The organism is Paraburkholderia sp. UYCP14C, assembly GCF_004197395.1.
Taxonomy (GTDB): domain Bacteria; phylum Pseudomonadota; class Gammaproteobacteria; order Burkholderiales; family Burkholderiaceae; genus Paraburkholderia.
In genome coordinates this window covers 223,012-241,255 of record NZ_SELS01000006.1, presented here as the reverse complement: position 1 = coordinate 241,255, position 18,244 = coordinate 223,012, and the positions used below count along the sequence as shown (strand labels likewise).

Sequence of the window (18,244 nt, the reverse complement as noted above, 5' to 3'; positions counted from 1 at the left end):
CGGTATCCCGGCGCGAGTGTCGACCTGCGGTCAGCCAGACGCGCGTCGGCCTGGCGTTCAACGAGCCGGACCCAGGCAGTTTCCGGTGCAACTCGTAGTAGAGCAGAAGAGCAGCAAGCAGCAGGTGCAATGACCGAGGCAGCGCAGCCGCCCTGCAGATGCAGCCAAGCGCGACTGCGCGCATTACGCAAACGCCTTCCAGGCCGGACCACATCGCCGACCGACGTCCATGCAACGAGAAAAAATCATCGACAAGCCCTTGAGCAAATTTCCGTATCCGATTCCAAGCCGCGAAGAAATCCTCGGCGTGCTGCGCACGAGTGAAACGCCGCTTGCCGCGAACGACATCGCCGAAGCCCTGTCGATCAAGCGCCAGGAGCGCGAAGGATTTTTCAAGCGTCTCGGCGCGATGGAGCGCGACGGCCAGATCCGGCTCGATCAGCGCAATCTCTATCAACTCACTCATCCGTCGAACTTCGTCGCGGGCCGCGTGCAGGGCCATCGCGACGGCTACGGTTTCCTGATTCGCGACGACGGCCAGGACGACCTGTTCCTGCCCAACGGCGAGATGCAGAAGGTCATGCACAACGACCGCGTGCTCGCGCGCATCGTCGGCTATGACCGGCGTGGGCGGCCGGAAGGGCACATCGTCGAGGTCACGGACCGCGCGAACAAGCGCGTGATCGGGCGTCTGCTCAACGAGAACGGCGCGCTGATCGTCGCGCCCGAAGACAAGCGCATCGGCCACGACATCCTGATCACGCAGAACACCCGCAAGGCGAAGGTCGGCCAGGTCGTGGTGGTCGAGCTGACCGATTTCCCGAGCCGTCATTCGCAGCCGCTCGGCCGTGTGGTCGAAGTGCTCGGCGATATCGACGATCCCGGTATGGAAATCGAAATCGCGGTGCGCAAGTACGGCGTGCCGCACGAGTTCGGCGAGGCGGCGCTGGCCGAAGCGGCCAGGCTGCCCGACGAAGTGCGCCCAACCGACATCCGTCATCGCATCGATCTGCGCGACGTGCCGCTCGTCACGATCGACGGCGAGGACGCGCGCGACTTCGACGACGCCGTCTATTGCGAGCCGGTCAAGGTCGGCCGTGGCGATGGCTTCCGCCTGATCGTCGCGATCGCGGACGTGTCGCATTACGTGCTTCCGCAAAGTGGGCTCGATACCGACGCGATCGAGCGCAGCACCTCGGTGTATTTCCCGCGCCGCGTGATCCCGATGCTGCCGGAAAAGCTGTCGAACGGCCTGTGCTCGCTGAATCCGCAAGTCGACCGCTGCGTGCTCGTCTGCGACATGATCGTCACCGCGCGTGGCGACGTGAAGGGGTATCAGTTCTATCCGGGCGTTATGCATTCGGCCGCGCGGCTCACGTACACCGAAGTCGCCGCGGTGCTGAAAAACACCAAGGGCCCGGAGGCGACCCGCCGCGCCGCGTTGCTGCCGCAACTGCAGAATCTGTATGGCGTCTACAAGGCGCTGTTCGCGGCGCGCCAGAAGCGCGGCGCGATCGACTTCGATACGACCGAGACGTACATCGTCTGCAACGCGCAGGGCAAGATCGAGCAGATCGTGCCGCGCACCCGCAACGACGCGCACAAGCTGATCGAGGAATGCATGCTGGCCGCGAACGTGTGCGCGGCGGACTTCCTCAAGCGCAACAAGCATCCGGGCCTGTTCCGCGTGCATGCGGGCCCGAGCGCGGAAAAGCTCGAGAACCTGCGCACCTTCCTGCGCGGCATGGGCTTGACGCTCGGCGGCGGCGACACGCCGCATGCGAGCGACTACGCCGCACTGATGGCGCAGATCCGCGACCGGCCCGACGCCTCGATGCTGCAGACGATGTTGCTGCGCTCGATGCAGCAGGCGGTCTACAGCCCAGACAACATCGGCCACTTCGGTCTCGCCTACGAGGCCTACGCGCACTTCACGAGCCCGATTCGCCGCTATCCCGACCTGCTCACGCATCGCGCGATCTACGCGATCCTGCAAGGCCGCAAGTATCAGCCGCAGCCGCCGCACGGCGTCGAGCTCAATACCGCGCTGTCGCCGCGCGCCCGCGCGATGCAGCAGGCCGACGAGGAAAAGCGCGGCGCCCGCGCGCGTGCAAACAACGTGGCGATCTGGGAAGAGCTCGGGCTGCACTGCTCGGCCAACGAGCGCCGCGCGGACGAAGCATCGCGCGACGTCGAAGCATGGCTCAAGTGCTATTTCATGCGCGACAAGCTCGGCGAAGAGTATGGCGGCATGATCAACGGCGTCACGTCGTTCGGCATTTTCGTGCAGCTCGATTCGCTGTTCATCGAAGGTCTCGTGCATGTGACCGAACTCGGCTCGGACTACTTCCAGTACGACGAGATCAAGAACGAGCTGCGCGGCGAGCGCACCGGTATTCGCTACCGGCTGTCGGATCGCGTGCGCGTGCAGGTGAGCCGCGTCGATCTCGACGCGCGCAAGATCGACTTCCGCCTCGTGCGCGATACGCCGATCAAGCCGCCTGCGGCACGCGGCATGGCGGCGGACAAGGGTGACGGCGCTGGCCCGCGCGTGCGCGCGTTGCCGCCGGCGGAAGGCGGCGCCTCGATGCCGGGTCCCCGGCGCAAGCGGGCCGCGCCCGCGCAGAGCGCGGCGGTCAAGGAAGCGCGCGCGGCGCGTGGCGCGGCGAAGAAGCACGGTGCCGCGACCAAGGCGGCGTCGAAGCAGGCACGCAAGAAGCGCTGAGGCTTCCACAGCGCCGGGACCGCGCGTAGCGGGCACGCACGCGTGCCGGTTGCGCGCGGTCTCGCGTTTTATCGCGGGCAGTGCGGGGTGGTTCGGCGGTGTCGGGGCGCGAGCGTGAATCTCAGCATCACGCACCGACGCTTTCGAGGCCGCACGAATCGACGCACGGGTATCCGGTTTCATATTCATCACAGTGGCGCGCATTGACTGCGCGTCCAATCAAAGGTTGTTCAGTCATGGCACGTCACAAGGTTTTATACGGTTTCCACGCAGTGACCGCGCGTATCCGGCACGATGCGTCGACGGTCGAGGATGTCTATTACGACGCGACGCGCAAGGACCGCCGGATGACCGAGTTCCTGCAGGCCGCGAAGGACGCGGGCGTGCGTCTGATCGCCGCCGACGAAACGCGTCTGTGGGGCCTCGCGCGCACCGAACGCCATCAGGGCGTGGTCGCACGCGCGGGCGATCTGCCGCTCGCGCAGAACCTCGCCGAACTGCTCGACGGCATCAGCGGCTCGCCGCTGCTCCTCGTGCTCGACGGCGTGACCGATCCGCACAATCTCGGCGCCTGCCTGCGCGTCGCCGACGCGGCCGGTGCGCACGCGGTGATCGCGCCGCGCGATCGGGCGGTGGGACTGAACGCGACCGCCGCGAAGGTCGCGAGCGGCGCGGCCGACACCGTGCCGTACATCACGGTCACGAACCTGGCGCGCGCGCTGCGCGAGCTCAAGGACGCGGGCGTCTGGGTGGTCGGCACGGCCGGCGACGCGGACAAGAGTGTCTACGAAACGGAACTCGACGGGCCGGTGGCGCTCGTGATGGGTGCCGAAGGCGAGGGCATGCGGCGTCTGACGCGTGAAACCTGCGACGTCGTGATGAACATTCCGATGGCGGGGACGGTGGAGAGTTTGAATGTGTCCGTGGCTAGCGGCGTGTGTCTGTTCGAAGCTGTGCGGCAGCGGGCGGTGAAGAAGTAGGTTTCTGAAATCGCGCCTGCTGTTGGCGGATTGTCGGCGCCCGGAACGCGATAGGGGTTCCGGGCGCTTTGCTTTGGGGACGGGGATGCCAGTTGCGGCGCGCTCACCACGACGCGCACGCCGTCTCCAGCGGCAAAGGGGTCCAGCAAACCAGCACGCTCGACGGCACAAAGCCGGCCCAAACCGAACCGTCCCCACGCCACTCCGGTAAACTATCGGTTTTTCACGCTTCTCCCGCCTCTCCCATGACTCAAGACGAACTCAAGCAACTGGTCGGCCAGGCCGCCGCCGATTACGTGAACGCCAACGTGCCGCAAGGCTCGGTGATCGGTCTCGGCACGGGTTCCACCGCGAACTGCTTTATCGACGCGCTGGCCGCCACCAAATCCCGCTATCGCGGCGCAGTGTCGAGTTCGCTCGCCACCACCGCCCGTCTGCAATCGCACGGCGTCAAGGTGTTCGACCTGAACGAGATCGACTCGCTGCCGGTGTACGTCGATGGCGCCGACGAAATCGATCGCAGCGGCGCGATGATCAAGGGCGGCGGCGGCGCGCTCACGCGCGAGAAGATCGTCGCGTCGGTGTCGGAAGTGTTCGTCTGCATCGCGGATGCGAGCAAGGTCGTCGAGACGCTCGGCAAGTTCCCGCTGCCGATCGAAGTCGTGCCGATGGCGCGCACCGCGATCGGCCGGCGCGTCACGGCGCTCGGCGGCGTGCCCGTCGTGCGCGTGACGAAAGAGGGCGTGCCGTTCATCACCGACAACGGCAACGAGATCATCGACGTGAAGGGCTTGAGCATCAGCGACCCGCGCACGCTCGAAGCGCATATCAACTCATGGCCGGGCGTCGTCACGGTCGGCCTGTTCGCGGGCCGCGGCGCGAATCTGTGCCTGCTCGGCACGGACACCGGCGTGCAAACGATCACGTACGGCCAGAATTAAGCGGATTGCGTTTCTGTTCGCTCTGACGCGTGTGAGCCGTTCCAACGGTTCACACGCGTTTTTTATTGCCGCCGCGGCGCGCCGCACGATCCCGGTGACGCTCTCCGCCGCGGCGGCGATCGCGCGCGCCTGGCGGAAAATGCCTGGCTCCGTGCTCAGGCACGCGCGGCACAGTGCCCGGCGAGTTCCAGCAGCTCGAACCCGGCACTTCCCCACCGACCGCTTTGATCGCCAAACGGCACGCAGCGCACGGCGGCCGCCGACGTCGCGGGATCGTCGCTTGCTGTGCTCCGATCGTCCAGGGTGGTCTGAACTAGCGAGAGGAGGCGTGCGGTGATACGTCAGGCGTTCTGTACATACGAAAGCGCGGGAATGATGCTGATTTTGCAGACGCGAACGGGCTCTGCGAATTACTCGCGTACTGTCGCACCTCGAATGTGGGCACGCGCACGCACAGCCTGAAACGCGGCACATACACTCTTCTCTGAGGCCAGGTGGCGTTTCGTGACAGACAGGACGAGATATGAGAGTGGCGATCGTGCACGATTGGCTGGTCGCTCCCGGCGGCGCGGAGAAAGTGCTGGAGCAGATCATCGAGTGCTTTCCCGACGCCGATGTTTTCAGCGTCGTCGATTTTCTCGAAGATCGCACGCCGCTTGCCGGTAAGCCGGTTACTACGTCGTTCATTCAACGCCTGCCGTTTGCGCGCACCCGGTTTCGCGCGTATCTGCCCTTGATGCCGCTCGCGGTCGAACGGTTCGATCTGTCGAGCTATGACCTGATCATAACCAGTTCCCGCGCGGTCGCGAAGGGCGTATTGGTCGGACCCAATCAGACGCACATCAGCTACGTGCATTCGCTGATGCGTTACGCGTGGGATTTGCAGCACCAGTATCTGCGCGAAGCGAATCTCTTGCGCGGGCCGAAGTCGTGGGCCGCGCGCGTGTTGCTGCACTATCTGCGCGGCTGGGACGCGCAGTCCACGAATGGTGTCGACCGGCTGATCGCGAATTCGCAGTCGGTCGCGCGGCGCCTGATGAAAACCTATCGGCGCGATGCCGCGGTGATTCCGCCGCCCGTCGACGTCAACGAATTCGAACTGCGTACCGAGAAAGACGATTTCTATCTGACCGCGTCGCGCATGGTGTCGCATAAACGCATCGATCTGATCGTCGAGGCGTTCAACGCCACCCCGCAGCGCAGGCTGATCGTGATCGGCGACGGGCCGAAGATGGCATCGATTCGCGCGAAAGCCGGACCGAACGTGACGATTCTCGGCCATCAGCCATTCGGCGTACTGAAGGATTATCTGGCGCGCGCGCGAGCCTTCGTGTCCGCCGCCGAGGAAGATTTCGGCATCGTGCCGCTCGAAGCGCAGGCCTGCGGCACGCCGGTCATTGCGTTCGCTAAGGGCGGGGCGCTCGAAACGGTGGTGCCGGTCGGCGACCCGCATCCGACCGGCGTCTTCTTCGCGCGCCAGACGGCAGTGTCGATGCTCGACGCGCTCGACCGCTTCGAGCGGCTGAGCGCTTACATCACGCCGGCGGCGTGTCGCGCGAATGCCGAGCGGTTTTCGGCTCTGATGTTCCGGCGCGCGTTCATGGCCGAGGTCACGCGCACGATTGCGGCGGTCGCTCAGGGTCTGCCGGCGACGGAGCTGGGGGATCGGGTGGCGTGGGCGGAGCCCGATCTCGCGACCCGGGAACTCGGCATTGGCCAGCGACACAGCGCCGAAAAGTAGGTGGAGGCACCGAGGTGAGGGTCTTTCTCTGTTCTCGCCTCGGAGAGTTAGCAATAGGAGAGCAAAAGGGTTTCGTCGTCATGCAGTGATTTCGCAACGGGCAGTAACGAGCCGTTCTGACCAGCGCGTCCGGGCGGCTATTGGTGTGGGTGCGTCCGCTTCGCACTTTGTGTGGGCAGCGTGTATCGCGTATCGCGCGATACGTGCCGCGCGTGCAAGGCCAGCGGCGGCGGGCCATTGTCAAGCAGCAGGGCTGGACTTCAAAAAACGACATCGGGGTGCGCGCCACGCGCTACAGGCGAGATATTCGCTGGCGCGGCATGCCTTCGCGTGGCCATAACGACCTGAAGCAGACGTTCGCCATCGTGACCGCTGAAATGCCGCACTGCGAAGTTCGCGGTGCTGACAGATCGGCGTTCCGCGGCGATTCACTACAACAGGCAGTCGTCATTCGCGCGTCATCGACCAACGCGCGGACGGCTTTTGGACGAGGACGAATTTAAACTCATGAATGCCGATCGCCTTCCGGGACCGTTTCCCGACATTACCGCAGCCTGGTCTGCACTGAAGAGCCAGTTGCCGCTTACGCCGATTCGCACCGAAGAGGATTATCACCAGATGGTGCGAGTCGCAAATTCGCTGTCCGATCATCTAAGTGGTAACGACAACGATCCGCTCGCGGATCTGCATGCGATCGTGACGGAACTGATCGGCCACTGGCAAGCGCGCAACCTGACGATTCCAAAAGCGGAGCCCCGCGAGGTGCTGCGCCATCTGCTCACCACGCATGGGCTCAAGCAGAAGGATCTGGCCGGCATCGCGTCGCCGACCGTGGTCAGCGATATTCTCGCGGGGCGCCGCGCGATCAGCAAGAAGGTTGCCAAGGCGCTAGCGGTGCGGTTTCAGACCGACGTCAGCGCGTTCCTGTAGAGCCGGTGTCGCGCGGCGGACCCGTTCACGACGTGGTCCGCCGCGGCTGCTCGTGTTGCGTCAACGACGGCGGCTGTCGAGCGGGCCGCCGGGTTTGGCGTTTCCATTTGCAGTGAGGTGTACGAGTTGTATTCATTTCGGCGATTCTTCAGCGCGCCTCTTCCTGCTACGCCCCGTGCATCGCGTCAGAATCGACGCGCCATTTTCGTGGCGCAGGTGCAGGGCCGCCGCGTTAGAACGTGAGCGACAACGCGCGCAAGAACCCTGGATTCTCGCAGTTGCCGATCAGCGTCGGGTACACGACGAACGCCCGTCGCGTGGGCGCCGTCAGCTGTTCGCAGATGACGAGCCAGAGATTGAACGAAGCGTTGTAGAAGGCTAAGTGGTCGCGCAGCGACGAGAGCTCAACCTCGCCGGCATGCTCAGAACGCGTTGCGGCCGACAAATCCCTTGAAGATCGTGATGAAGACGATCTTCATGTCGAACCAGAACGACCAGTTCTGGATATAGAAGAGATCGAACTTCACGCGCGCTTCCATCATCTCGACCTTGGTGGTCGCGCCGCGATAGCCGTTGACCTGGGCCCAGCCGGTGATGCCGGGCTTGATGCGGTAACGGTGCATGTAGCCGTATACCTGGTCCTTGTACAGATCATCGTGTTCGACCGCATGCGGACGCGGACCCACTACCGACATCTGACCGAGCAGCACGTTCAGAAACTGCGGCAACTCGTCGAGACTGGTGCGGCGCATGAAGCTGCCGAGCTTCGTCACGCGCGCGTCGTTGCGGGTCGCCTGCGTGATCTGGCCGTGCTCTTCCTTGTGCACGCTCATCGAGCGGAACTTGTAGATACCGAATGGATGGCCGTCGACGCCTTTACGGATCTGCCGGAAAAACACCGGTCCCGGCGACGTCAGCTTGATCCCGATCGCGAGCACGACGAACACCGGCGCGAGCGCGACCAGTGCGAGCGCGGCGAACAGGCGGTCGAATATCAGCTTGGGCCACATCTGCAACGGCGAGAGCGGCGTCGCGCTTAGATTGAGCGTCGGCAAGCCGACGACATCGGCGATCTCGTGATTGAACAGCGACAGACCGCGCACATCGGGAATGAAGCGCAGATTGACGAAGTCGTTTCTGAGGGCGCGGGTGAAGCGGTAGATCGTGTGTTCCTCGGAAAGCGGCAACGCGAGCCACACTTCGTTCACGTGTTCGTCGCGCACCTTGGTGGCGAACGCTTCCAGATCGGTCAGCACGGGCAGGCGGGTCAGACGCGCACCATACGCGTCGTCGCCTTCCATGCTGGTGTCGAACACGCACACCGGTTTGAAGCCCGCTTGCGGCGCATGCTTGAGATGCGCGAGCAGCGTGCGCGCAAAGCCTGGTGCGCCGACGATCGCGACGGTGCGGGCGTTCATGCCGCGCAGGCGTACGAAGCGCAGCACCACGTGCATCACGCAGCGAGACGCGATGATCAGCGCGCCGGAGAACAGCGTCGCGTAGCCGAGCCACAGGCGTGACACCGCATCCATCCGATGCAGCGTGAACGCGAGCACGAGCGCGGTTGCAACCACCACGAGCCACGCCGCGGCGATTCTCCCGAGCATCGGCGCGAGCGCCTTGCCGCGCCACGTCTCATAGACCCCGAAGCCCGGAAACAGCAGCAGAACCAGCACACAGTTGAACGCGATCAGAATGCGCTCGGTATCGGCCAACGCGGTTGGCGCGGGGAAGCGCATCCAGTGGGCGAGCAGGCCGCCCGCAATCACGAAGAGTGCATCGAGACATCGAGCAGTTGTCCTGAACATAGGCAAATCGACCCCGGTCATCGAGCGGCGTGCCGCTTATTCAACAGTCTCAGCCTGGCGCAGACGGGGCAGCAGACGATCGAATTCGCGCTTCACGAGGCCGTAGCATTCGCACGCGCGGGCTTCGAGGCCCTTGCGGTCGAGCACCTTGATATGGCCGCGGCTATGATGAATCAGGCCTTCGTCGTGCAGCTTGCCGGCCGCTTCGGTGATGCCTTCGCGGCGCACGCCGAGCATGTCGGCGATCAGTTGCTGCGTGACGGTCAGATCGTTCGACGCCACGCGGTCCACTTCGATCAGCAGCCAGCGGCACAGTTGCTTGTTCAGAGCGTGATGGCGATTGCACGCGGCGGTCTGAGCGACCTGGGTCAGAAGCGCGTGCATATACAGCAGCATCAGGCGGCGCAGAAAGTCGGACCGTGCGAACTGCTGCTTGAGCGCCTGTGCGCTCATCCGGTAGGCGAAGCCCGCGCATTGCACCTGCACGCGGTTGGGCATGGTTTCGCCGCCCGTGAGAACCGGCACGCCGGTCATGCCTTCGCGGCCTACCGCGGCGATCTCGACGGAGCTGCCGTCTTCCATCGTCGAGAGCATCGAGATGATCGCGGTGGTGGGGAAGTACACGTGGTGGATCCGTTGACCCGAATCGCACAGCAGTTGCTCGGTACGCAGATGAACCAGTTCGAGATGAGGAGCTAGCGCCTGCCATTCGTGCGACGGCAATGCGCCCAGCAGATGGTTACCGTGCAGATCGGATTGAAGTGTCAACATGATCGGTCCTCGCTTGAGAGTCGTGCCTCGCGTGACTCTCTCCGTTTCTTTGATCCGATGCCCCCATCCTCGGGACTAGCTGCCCCGGCGACCAGCTAGGATGAAGAGCATCGGCCCCGTTTTAGGCCTGTCTGCCACCGCGTCTGTTGTTGCGCTCGTGTGCGGCGGCACACTGTTGCACCGAGGTATTAGCGAGGACCGTGCCAATGTTCGGGAAAACACGTGCTGATGCGGCGCAGCGAAGAATGCCCAAGCCCGTGTGGAGGGGAAAGGAGGCTTTTTGTTTCAATTCTGCACACCCCCTCCGCTTGGGGAATGCATCGTATGAAAGCTTTGAGTTTCGGCGAATCCCTTGATATCAAAGGCCTCACGGCTAAAAGCAAGGGGGCTGTCGAAGCTGTCTCAGATTTGAACCTGGCGCCGCATGCACGTTTTGAGGCGCTCCTCGTGAAATGCCGGAAATGATTCAGAAGTGTTAAATGCAGTGCGTGCGCTGTCACACGCAAGGCCTTTCATAGCGTGCAACAGTCGCGTGCGAGCCAACAGTGACTGAGCGAAGCAGACAGTTCGAGACGTGCGAAGCGCGCTTTGGCGCGTTTCGGGGGCATGGTCCTAGTACGGAATAACCACTAGCCGTAGAAGATGGCGGAAAGCGCATTGATCGCGCGGACTTCCCCCTGGGGTGCCCCGCATGTTTCATTCACTTTAAAGGCCGCGTTTGATGAAGCTGCAACGACTTCTTGCGGCGACGCCGCGAACGCGCCCGGCAGCGGCGGTTCGAGCGCATGCAGCGGCACGATGCAGCGCCGGTTCGGCGCTAGATGGAACCAGTCGCGCGCCGCGCGGAAACGCGGATCAATGATATGAACGAAGCGCGCAAAGCGCTTCGTTTCGATCGCGAGCTGCCAGCCGTCGCCTTCGCCGTCGCCGGTACGTTCGAGCTCGACGGTCATACCCAGGTCATCACGCGCGTGCACGCTACGCTCGGGCAGATGAAACGCCTCGGACACGGCCTCGCCGCTCGCGGCATCGTATAACGTTGCAATCGTGACATCGTGCGCGCGCGGGCCGAAGCGGTACGCGTGCGTGAAATCGAAGAACTGGCCGAGATACGCGGCCGCGCCGATGCGCTGCAGGCTGCGTGGGGCGAGCGTCAGCGCTTGGCGCACGGACGCGACCTTCACGCTGCCGTCGCGCAGACAGACCAGTTCGAGTTCGCCGCTAAACGTTTGCGCGCGTTCGTTGATCAGATGAATGTCGAGACCGTTCAGGCCTTCGTCGGTGAGCGTGACCTGCAACGGCTGCAGTGTCTGCGCGAAGCCGTGCAGCGCGCTTTTCGGCCGTCCTGTCGCGTCGATCACGCCCCAGCCCGCGCCCGCGCGCAGATCCTGCAACTGCCACACGAGGCCGCCGCCGCACGATGAGCCCGCGCGCCGCCACTCGGCGAACACGTCGCCGATCAGCTCGGCGACCACCGCGCGCGACAGATCCAGATAACGGGCCGGGTCTTCATAGCGCAGGCGTGCCGGCTCGACGCCATAAAGCGCGTGCAGATAATGATCGCGCACGTCGTCGAAATCCCAGCCTGCGCCGCAATCGCGCGGCACGGCGGCTTTCCAGCGCGGATCGTGCGTGTGGATTGTGCCGAGCGCGTCGTGCAGCGTCGCGTCGTCGGGAACGTTGGCGAATGCCAGGCATTCGGCGGCGAAGCGCACTTGCGCGCGGCGCACGTCGGCGAGCGGACGCTGATACGCGCCGACGCCGTAGTAGTGCGTGACGCCCTCGTCGGTCGAAAAGGGCCACGCGCCGCCCGATGGCGAATTGCCGACGTAAGGCACGTCGGCGCGTTCGCGTGCGACGAGCGCGGGCAGCAGCTCGGTGAACAACGGTTGGGCGCGCCGCGCCGCGGGCAAACCGAACATCGCCGCCTGCTGGTCGACCTCGCTGCCGCCGCACAGCACCGCAAGTGACGCGAAGCGACGCGTGCGAGTCAGCAGTTGGCTCGCTTCGCGCTCGATCAATGCGCTGAACGCGGCATCGTTCGGGTAATCGAAATTCGCCAGTGCGAAGTCTTGCCAGATCAGCAGCCCGTATTCGTCGGCGAGTTCATAAAACAGATCGGACTCGTGGAGCATCGTGCCGCCGACGCGCAGCATGTTCATGCCCGCGTTGCGCGCGAGCTCGAACGTATGGCGCAATTGCGTTTCGGTGCCTGCGAGCGTGACGAGATCGGCGCTGGTCCAGCACGCGCCGCGACAGAACACGGGCACGTCATTCACGCGCAACGCGAAGCCGCCGCCATCGGCGCCGCGGTCCACTTCGATACGACGAAAGCCGGTCGACCCCAAGGGCTCGGACATCACCCCGTTGCCGTCGGCGAGCTGCAACGTCAGAGGATATAAAGTGGGCTCTCCATGTGTATGCGGCCACCAGCGTTTCGCGTGGGACACGCGCACGTCGCCGGCGAGTGTATATGCATCGTGCCATTGCAAGGACGAAACATGGTCGCCGCAATAAAGTGTCGCGTGGCAGGCGGCGACGTCGTGGGGGTGTACGAAACGTAACGTCAACGAAACAACCCCATCCTCGTGCTCGAGCCGGCTTGTCAGATCAATCGTGTCGAAGGCGTGCGGCGCGTCGCCGAGCATCTCGACCGGACGCCACGGACCGACCGCCTGAATCGACGGGCACCAGCCCGGCATATGGCCGAGCAGCGTGGTGCGAACGTTGCGAAGAGTCGGCGGCGACACGAGCCGTGGCCGCCAGCGCGCTCGCGAACGTTTGGCCGCCAGCGCCGGCGTCAGGGAGCGAAAGCACAGCACGAGCGTCGCGCGGCCATTCAGTTCGATGTCCAGATCATGGGCGATGAACATCGATTCGGAATCGAGCCGCTTCACCTCGTCGAGCCACACTTCGGCGAGCGTCGCGAGTCCATGAAAACGCAAGCGGCGCCGCCCCGTGCCGAGCAGCGTGACGCGATACCAGTGATCGTCGAACGCGAGCGGTGGCGGATGATCGACATCGAGCAGACCCGCGGCGCGCCGCGCGCTCGCGACGGTGCCGGGCACGGGCGCGGCGAGCCAACCTTGCGCGGGCAGATCGGCCGGCGACTCATAGGCATGCGGCGCGGTGCTCAGACATGCCCAGCCGCTGTCGAGCCGTTGCGGCCGTAGCGAAGGCGCGGCGAGGGCGGTGCTGGTGTCTTGCGCTTGCGTGAGCGCGCCGGCCGCGTGAGGACGGCCGGGGCCGCCCTCGTCCGCCGCCGGATCGAGTATCGATACATCCACGGTCAATTCCCGGAGGAGTTGCGCGGCACGAAGCGCGCGCACCAAGGCATCAAGGCAAAGGCATCAACGCATCAACGCACCAGAGCGGCTAGCGGCGGCAGCGTATTTTCATAAGCGCTTTCGAGCACATCGAAGCAGTCTTCGCAGCTATCGCGACGGCCGCGTGCGATCGCACGAATGAGCCGGAACTGCATCACCATCGACTCCGACGCGATGCGTTGCGCGGCGGCCGGTATCGTCGGCGCAATCTCGAAGCCTTGCGCGGACAGCCAGAGCAGATACTTCGATAGAAACTCGAAGTTCGCGCCGAGTTGCCGCATCAGATTGAACGAGTACAGATGGAAGTACGCCTCGTCGCGCTCGAACAGCGTATCGAGATGCGCGGGAAACGCGGCACGCCATTGCGATATCGGGTTGGTCAACGGGCGCCGTTCCAGATGCGCGCACAGCAGTTCCGCCGACGCCTCGGCAAGCGCGGTGCCCTCGAGCGCGGGCCGCGCCTGCTTGGCGAACTCGACGTAGGGAAACAGCAGATCGGGTTGCCCGGCGAATTGCGGCAGCTTGCGAAACACGCCGTCGTAGTCGTCGCCCTCGAGACGGTGGTAGCCGGTATTGTGAAAATAGCCGAGGCGGCGCGCGGCGGTGTCGACGAAATCGATGCCGATCGTGGTCTTCGGATGCTCGCTGCGATATGAGGTCGCGCGCGTATCGGGCAGGTAGTAGCCGTCGACTTCGACGAGCACGGTGTGGCCGCGCAGTGTCTGCGCGAGCACACGTTGTTCGAGCGAGTCGTAGATCGCGAGCTCCTGCACCTGGGTGCCATACAGACGTTCGAGATCGTCGAGCGGAAACTTGAAGAACGTGAACTGGTCGCCTTCGAAATCCTGCGTCACCGTAAACGCGAGCGCCGCGCGCGGATCGAGTCCGAAGCCGTGCAGCAGTTCGATCCACAGATCGACATAGCAGTTGGTCTCCTGCCACACGCGCTCGCCCTGATGCAGCGCGTGCGCTGCGTGCTCGCGCAACTGCGTGCCGGCGAGGGGCGCCGCGCGGGTCTGCTGATGCGTCGGCGGATCGCCGGCGCGTCGCCGCAGCGACGAGTTCGCGAGCGCGCCGGCAAGTATCGGGGTCGGGGATGGATTCATGCGCGCTCCCCGGCCACGGTCGCCGTGTGAGTCGCTTGCTCCGCCTGCAGCGCGTCGGCGACACGGGTTTCGGTATCGCCCCACAACAGCGCGCGCACGTCGTCGGGCCATGCGTTGACGTCGAGCCCATGATGACGGAACAGCGCGAGCGTGATGCGTTCCATGCCGAAGCCGACACAGCCCGTGTGCGCGGTCGTGCCGTCTTCGCAGGCGATCTTCCAGATCGCGCCGAAGTGGTCCATGTGATAGTTGAACGACAGGCAAGCCGTCTTGCCGCGCGGATCGGCGAGCGCGATCAGCAGCTCGAACTTGAGCGCCTGCGCGCGCTGACTATCGGCGACGATCTTGCCGCCGCGGCCGAAGAACGGATCGTTCGCGAGATCGACTTCGACCGGCAAGCGCAGCAGCCGGACGAGCAGCGAACCGCGCTCGATCCACATCTGCCGGAATGCCATTACCTGCTCGGGGGTGCCGAGGCGTACGTATTCCCGTTGGCGAAACATCTGCATACGGCCCGGATCGAGCGACGGCTCGTGGCGGAAACAGTACGACAGCACGTCGATCGTGCGGCCGTCGGCGGGCAGCGCGCCGCGCCGCGCCATCACCGGATAGATCGGATAGCAGGCGGCCGGCGTCAGCACGACGCGCGTCGGTTTCTGCTGCGCGAGCCATGCGTCGCTGCGATCGTCGTCGCTCTCGGCCATCGCATCGTCGAGCGCGCGCAGCAGACGGTGGTGACCCATGTCGTTGCCGCAGAACGAATGGATGGTGCCCGCGAGATTCGGGAAGCTCTTCAGGTATTCGCTATCCTCGAAGTCGGTGCGGCGCATCGCGGGTGGAAAGCGCAATACTTCGGGTTGCTGATCTTTGCCGAGATGCGTAATCGCCACGTTCAGCCGGTCGATCACGTCCTCGAAAATCTGGCTGCGGCCATACAGCCCGTTTTCGCCGGTGTCGATCAGCAGGCCGGCGGACAGCATCTCGTCGCGCAGCGTGAGCGACGGCTCCACGTCAGCGGCCGCGGCCGGAGCGACGGCGGCGGTGTCGGTCATCAGCTTCATTCAGGGTCTCCCCGGCGCGGCAGGACGCTGCGCGAGCAGCAGGCTCGCGGTGTTCTGCGCGATGCGGTCGTTGTTGATCATCAAGGGCGCCGAGTGCAGGTCGCGCAAATGGCGGCCGACGCTATAGGGCGTGCCGTTCTTGTAGCCCGCCATGCCGCAGATCATCAGCACTTCCTGCACGACCTGCAGCGCGGTGGTCGAAATGCTGGTCTTCAGCGTGTTCATGTCCGACGCGAAGCCGAGCAGCGCCGCGAGCGGGGCGTCCGCTTGCGTCGCCCCATCGCGTGCCTGATGCGCAACGCGCGCAGCCTCGAGCGCGACCGACAGACGCGCCTGCATCATCTGCAGCAACCCGACCGCTTCAGCAAGCCGCAGGCCCGCCGGCGGCATGGTGCCGGGCTTGGCGCGTGCCTGCGCGCGAAAGAACGCTTTCGCGCGATTGACCGCGTCGATCGCGATGCCGGTCCACACCGATGCCCACAGCGTGTGCGACACGGGCAGCATGGTCTGATCGGCGATGTCGGCGAACGGAGTCGCGAGGATCTGTTCGGCGAGTCCCGTCGCTACCAGCCGGAAACCGTCGCTGCAGGTGCCGCGCATGCCCATCGCGTCCCATGCGCCGCGTTGCTCGAGCTGCGTCTCGGCGCGTAGCGCGACGATCAGCACCTGGTCGGACGCGGCCGCCTCGGCGGTGCGCCGCGCGGTCACGAGGATGCCGTCGGCGTGCGCGCCGTACGAGATCGTCGGCGCGAGTTTTTCGATCCGGAAGCGCGCGCCATCGAGCTCGACCGAGCACGCGCTCGTGCGCATGTTGCCGCCGATCGTCTCTTCCGACGTCGCCGACGCGAGCAGCCATTGCTGCTCGACCAGTTGCGTGAGCAGATGCGCATGCCACGCGGAGTCGCCGCGATGCGCGTCGATGCACGCGACCTGGATCTGATGCATCGCATAGATCATCGCGGTCGACGCGCAGCCCTGTGCGAGCGTCTCGCAGATCGCGCCGACCTCGGCAAGCGACAGACCTGCACCGCCGTAAGCGGCGGGCACCATCGCCGAGAGCAGACGTTCACGCCTGAGCGCGTCGAATGCTTCGACCGGAAAGCGCGCTTCGCGATCGACCGCGTCCGCGTGTTGTGCTGCGACCGCGGCGCATCGATGTGCCGCAACCCGCCACGCGGGTTCGCTCGTGAGCGCGGCAAGCGCAACGGCTGCTGCTGCGTTGTCGTGGCTCTGTTTGCCGGCATAGGGCGCGCCGGCTTCAGCCGCGATGGCGGCTGGCTCTCTCAGCGGATCGCTCATGCTGCCGCCTTTGCCTGCAGCAGTTCGGCGATCGCGGCCGCCATCGAGTCGATGCTCGAGAACAGGCGCCGCGTGAGCATGCGGTCGGGAATCTCCACGTTGAATTCGTCTTCTATCGCGAGCATCAGATGCACGGTCGCGAGTGACGAGAGACCGGCGGCATAGAGATCTGCGTCATCGGCAAGACCTTCTGCCGGGATGTCGAGGCGGGCGGATTCGGAAAGGATGCGTCTTAATGCGGTCTTCATCTGATTCTCCCCTTCGGGTCCAAAGCGTCGGTTGGATAGCAAAGCGGTGATCGGAACTCGCGTCCCATCTAATCGGTTTATAGGTGGCTGGTCCGGGTGGTGTGCGCGCCGCGTGGCGCGAACACCTTTGATGCGGGGCAATTCTTGAGCGGGTCCCTCCGGGCCATCCACGCTGATGGCGGTACATGCTGGGCCGCGTTCCGGTAGCGCGTATTTAAGAGTTCTCAGGGAAAGGCGTCAGTGCGATGGCGCACGGAAGCCCTCGGTTCACGCACGTACCGTGTAGCCCATGACGAAGGGCCGTAATGCGCGAGCTTCCCATCGGGTGTCCCGTGCATGGTCGGTCCCACCTAATCTTTTTATCGCAGGGGGTGCGAGATGAACTGGAAGACGCTGGAATTCGATCAGCTATCCGCACGGGAGTTGTATGTTCTGCTGCGCGCGCGCAGCGCGGTATTCGTCGTCGAGCAATCGCATGTATGCCTCGATGCCGACGGTCGCGACGAAAATGCGTTGCACGTTTTCGCGACCGACGACATGACCCGGCCGATGCCGATCCTCGCCTATGCACGCGTGCAGCCAGGCGATGCCGAAGATCCGGAAGTGAGGATCGACAAGGTGTTGACCAGCCCGCTGCGGCGCGGTGACGGCACGGCCGAGATGCTGATCGAGCGGGTCCTCGAAGCGGTCGCCGAACGCTGGCCGGGCCGCGCCACGCGCGTGAGCGCGCCGGTCGGCCTGCGCGGTTTCTACGAGCAGTTCGGCTTTCGTAAATCCGAGGGGCCATACCTCGAGCACGGCGTGCCGTTCATCGGCCTCACGCGCCAGGTGCGCGGCAGTCAACAACGCTTCGGCGCGCGGCGCCGCGTCAGCGACGCTCCATCGTTCGTCGATACGTTCGAGCTGCTGTAGTGTCCGTGTGCGTGTCACGAAGTTGCCACAAAAATCGCATCGCGCGTTCAACGCGATCGCGCGCCGCAACATCTCCGCGCGAGGCAGTCGCGCGTCCTGGATACCGATCTGGTCTGTCACGCGCCTGTGTTGGTTGCCGTACATAGAGACGAGATCGGGAGGAAGTTAAGCTCTATGCTGATGAGGTAGCGTGTCGCGTGACCGATCGTCGATCGCACGAACCGTTGTTTCGGGATGGATGGTAGCTCCGGTTCACGGGCAGCGCGACGAACCAGCACGCGCAGCGAACGCGCGATGCATCTTGATTTGCACCCCACCTCCAAGCGGGCCGCGTTACGCGAAAAAGCCATCGCCTCTTGCGTAACGTCGTCTCCGCATTCGGTAAAGCAGCATGTC

The 18,244-nt window shown here is 64.6% G+C and carries 14 protein-coding genes; 7 read left to right on the top strand and 7 right to left on the bottom strand.

From position 1 onward, the window contains the following. Positions 1-229 precede the first annotated feature (229 nt). The 6 genes from rnr (at position 230) to EVC45_RS08140 (ending at position 7,317) form a co-directional block, all read left to right on the top strand. On the top strand, positions 230-2,725 hold the full coding sequence (gene rnr / locus EVC45_RS08160) for a ribonuclease R (protein WP_129957496.1): 2,496 nt from the start codon (positions 230-232) through the stop codon (positions 2,723-2,725). Positions 2,726-2,961: 236 nt separating this feature from the next. Beyond that, the gene (gene rlmB, locus EVC45_RS08155) at positions 2,962-3,705 is read left to right on the top strand and encodes a 23S rRNA (guanosine(2251)-2'-O)-methyltransferase RlmB (protein ID WP_129957495.1); all 744 of its coding nucleotides are present in this window, start codon (positions 2,962-2,964) and stop codon (positions 3,703-3,705) included. Positions 3,706-3,950: 245 nt separating this feature from the next. Further along, positions 3,951-4,646, top strand: coding sequence for a ribose-5-phosphate isomerase RpiA (gene rpiA, locus EVC45_RS08150; protein WP_129957494.1), 696 nt, complete (start codon positions 3,951-3,953; stop codon positions 4,644-4,646). Between the two features lie 523 nt (positions 4,647-5,169). Continuing rightward, positions 5,170-6,387 carry a glycosyltransferase family 4 protein gene (locus EVC45_RS08145; RefSeq protein WP_248295057.1) on the top strand — a complete coding sequence of 406 codons (1,218 nt, stop codon included), beginning with the start codon at positions 5,170-5,172 and terminating at the stop codon, positions 6,385-6,387. Positions 6,388-6,599: 212 nt separating this feature from the next. Then, positions 6,600-6,890, top strand: a complete 291-nt coding sequence (locus tag EVC45_RS45555; RefSeq protein ID WP_168991424.1) for a hypothetical protein — start codon at positions 6,600-6,602, stop codon at positions 6,888-6,890. Between the two features lie 4 nt (positions 6,891-6,894). Beyond that, positions 6,895-7,317, top strand: a complete 423-nt coding sequence (locus tag EVC45_RS08140; protein ID WP_129957493.1) for a type II toxin-antitoxin system HigA family antitoxin — start codon at positions 6,895-6,897, stop codon at positions 7,315-7,317. Positions 7,318-7,739: 422 nt separating this feature from the next. Here EVC45_RS08140 and EVC45_RS08135 read toward each other — a convergent pair whose 3' ends face one another. The 7 genes from EVC45_RS08135 to EVC45_RS08105 form a co-directional block, all read right to left on the bottom strand. Beyond that, entirely contained in the window at positions 7,740-9,125 is a 1,386-nt protein-coding gene (locus tag EVC45_RS08135; RefSeq protein ID WP_129957492.1) for an undecaprenyl-phosphate glucose phosphotransferase, read from the bottom strand. A gap of 36 nt (positions 9,126-9,161) precedes the next feature. Further along, positions 9,162-9,896, bottom strand: coding sequence for a Crp/Fnr family transcriptional regulator (locus EVC45_RS08130; protein ID WP_006048767.1), 735 nt, complete (start codon positions 9,894-9,896; stop codon positions 9,162-9,164). Between the two features lie 629 nt (positions 9,897-10,525). Further along, the gene (locus EVC45_RS08125; protein WP_129957491.1) at positions 10,526-13,225 is read right to left on the bottom strand and encodes a glycoside hydrolase family 2 protein; all 2,700 of its coding nucleotides are present in this window, start codon (positions 13,223-13,225) and stop codon (positions 10,526-10,528) included. 29 nt (positions 13,226-13,254) lie between these two features. Then, entirely contained in the window at positions 13,255-14,328 is a 1,074-nt protein-coding gene (locus EVC45_RS08120) for a DUF1839 family protein (protein WP_129957490.1), read from the bottom strand. Continuing rightward, a complete protein-coding gene (locus EVC45_RS08115; RefSeq protein WP_129957489.1) occupies positions 14,325-15,389 on the bottom strand; it encodes an amino acid--[acyl-carrier-protein] ligase in 1,065 nt (354 codons plus the stop codon). The genes EVC45_RS08120 and EVC45_RS08115 overlap by 4 nt, the downstream gene beginning before the upstream one ends. Then, on the bottom strand, positions 15,390-16,688 hold the full coding sequence (locus EVC45_RS08110; protein WP_129957488.1) for an acyl-CoA dehydrogenase family protein: 1,299 nt from the start codon (positions 16,686-16,688) through the stop codon (positions 15,390-15,392). Further along, on the bottom strand, positions 16,685-16,936 hold the full coding sequence (locus tag EVC45_RS08105) for an acyl carrier protein (protein ID WP_129957487.1): 252 nt from the start codon (positions 16,934-16,936) through the stop codon (positions 16,685-16,687). The genes EVC45_RS08110 and EVC45_RS08105 overlap by 4 nt, the downstream gene beginning before the upstream one ends. A 378-nt stretch (positions 16,937-17,314) precedes the next feature. On the opposite strand from EVC45_RS08105, the gene EVC45_RS08100 reads away from it, so the two are divergent. Further along, positions 17,315-17,848, top strand: a complete 534-nt coding sequence (locus EVC45_RS08100; protein WP_129957486.1) for a GNAT family N-acetyltransferase — start codon at positions 17,315-17,317, stop codon at positions 17,846-17,848. Positions 17,849-18,244 lie beyond the last annotated feature (396 nt).

Bases quoted from the DNA above. Each gene is read 5' to 3' on its own strand.
- rnr (WP_129957496.1), top strand. From the start codon at position 230: ATGCAACGAGAAAAAATCATCGACAAGCCCTTGAGCAAATTTCCGTAT.
- rlmB (WP_129957495.1), top strand. From the start codon at position 2,962: ATGGCACGTCACAAGGTTTTATACGGTTTCCACGCAGTGACCGCGCGT.
- rpiA (WP_129957494.1), top strand. From the start codon at position 3,951: ATGACTCAAGACGAACTCAAGCAACTGGTCGGCCAGGCCGCCGCCGAT.
- EVC45_RS08145 (WP_248295057.1), top strand. From the start codon at position 5,170: ATGAGAGTGGCGATCGTGCACGATTGGCTGGTCGCTCCCGGCGGCGCG.
- EVC45_RS08140 (WP_129957493.1), top strand. From the start codon at position 6,895: ATGAATGCCGATCGCCTTCCGGGACCGTTTCCCGACATTACCGCAGCC.
- EVC45_RS08135 (WP_129957492.1), bottom strand. From the start codon at position 9,125: ATGTTCAGGACAACTGCTCGATGTCTCGATGCACTCTTCGTGATTGCG.
- EVC45_RS08130 (WP_006048767.1), bottom strand. From the start codon at position 9,896: ATGTTGACACTTCAATCCGATCTGCACGGTAACCATCTGCTGGGCGCA.
- EVC45_RS08120 (WP_129957490.1), bottom strand. From the start codon at position 14,328: ATGAATCCATCCCCGACCCCGATACTTGCCGGCGCGCTCGCGAACTCG.
- EVC45_RS08115 (WP_129957489.1), bottom strand. From the start codon at position 15,389: ATGAAGCTGATGACCGACACCGCCGCCGTCGCTCCGGCCGCGGCCGCT.
- EVC45_RS08110 (WP_129957488.1), bottom strand. From the start codon at position 16,688: ATGAGCGATCCGCTGAGAGAGCCAGCCGCCATCGCGGCTGAAGCCGGC.
- EVC45_RS08105 (WP_129957487.1), bottom strand. From the start codon at position 16,936: ATGAAGACCGCATTAAGACGCATCCTTTCCGAATCCGCCCGCCTCGAC.
- EVC45_RS08100 (WP_129957486.1), top strand. From the start codon at position 17,315: ATGAACTGGAAGACGCTGGAATTCGATCAGCTATCCGCACGGGAGTTG.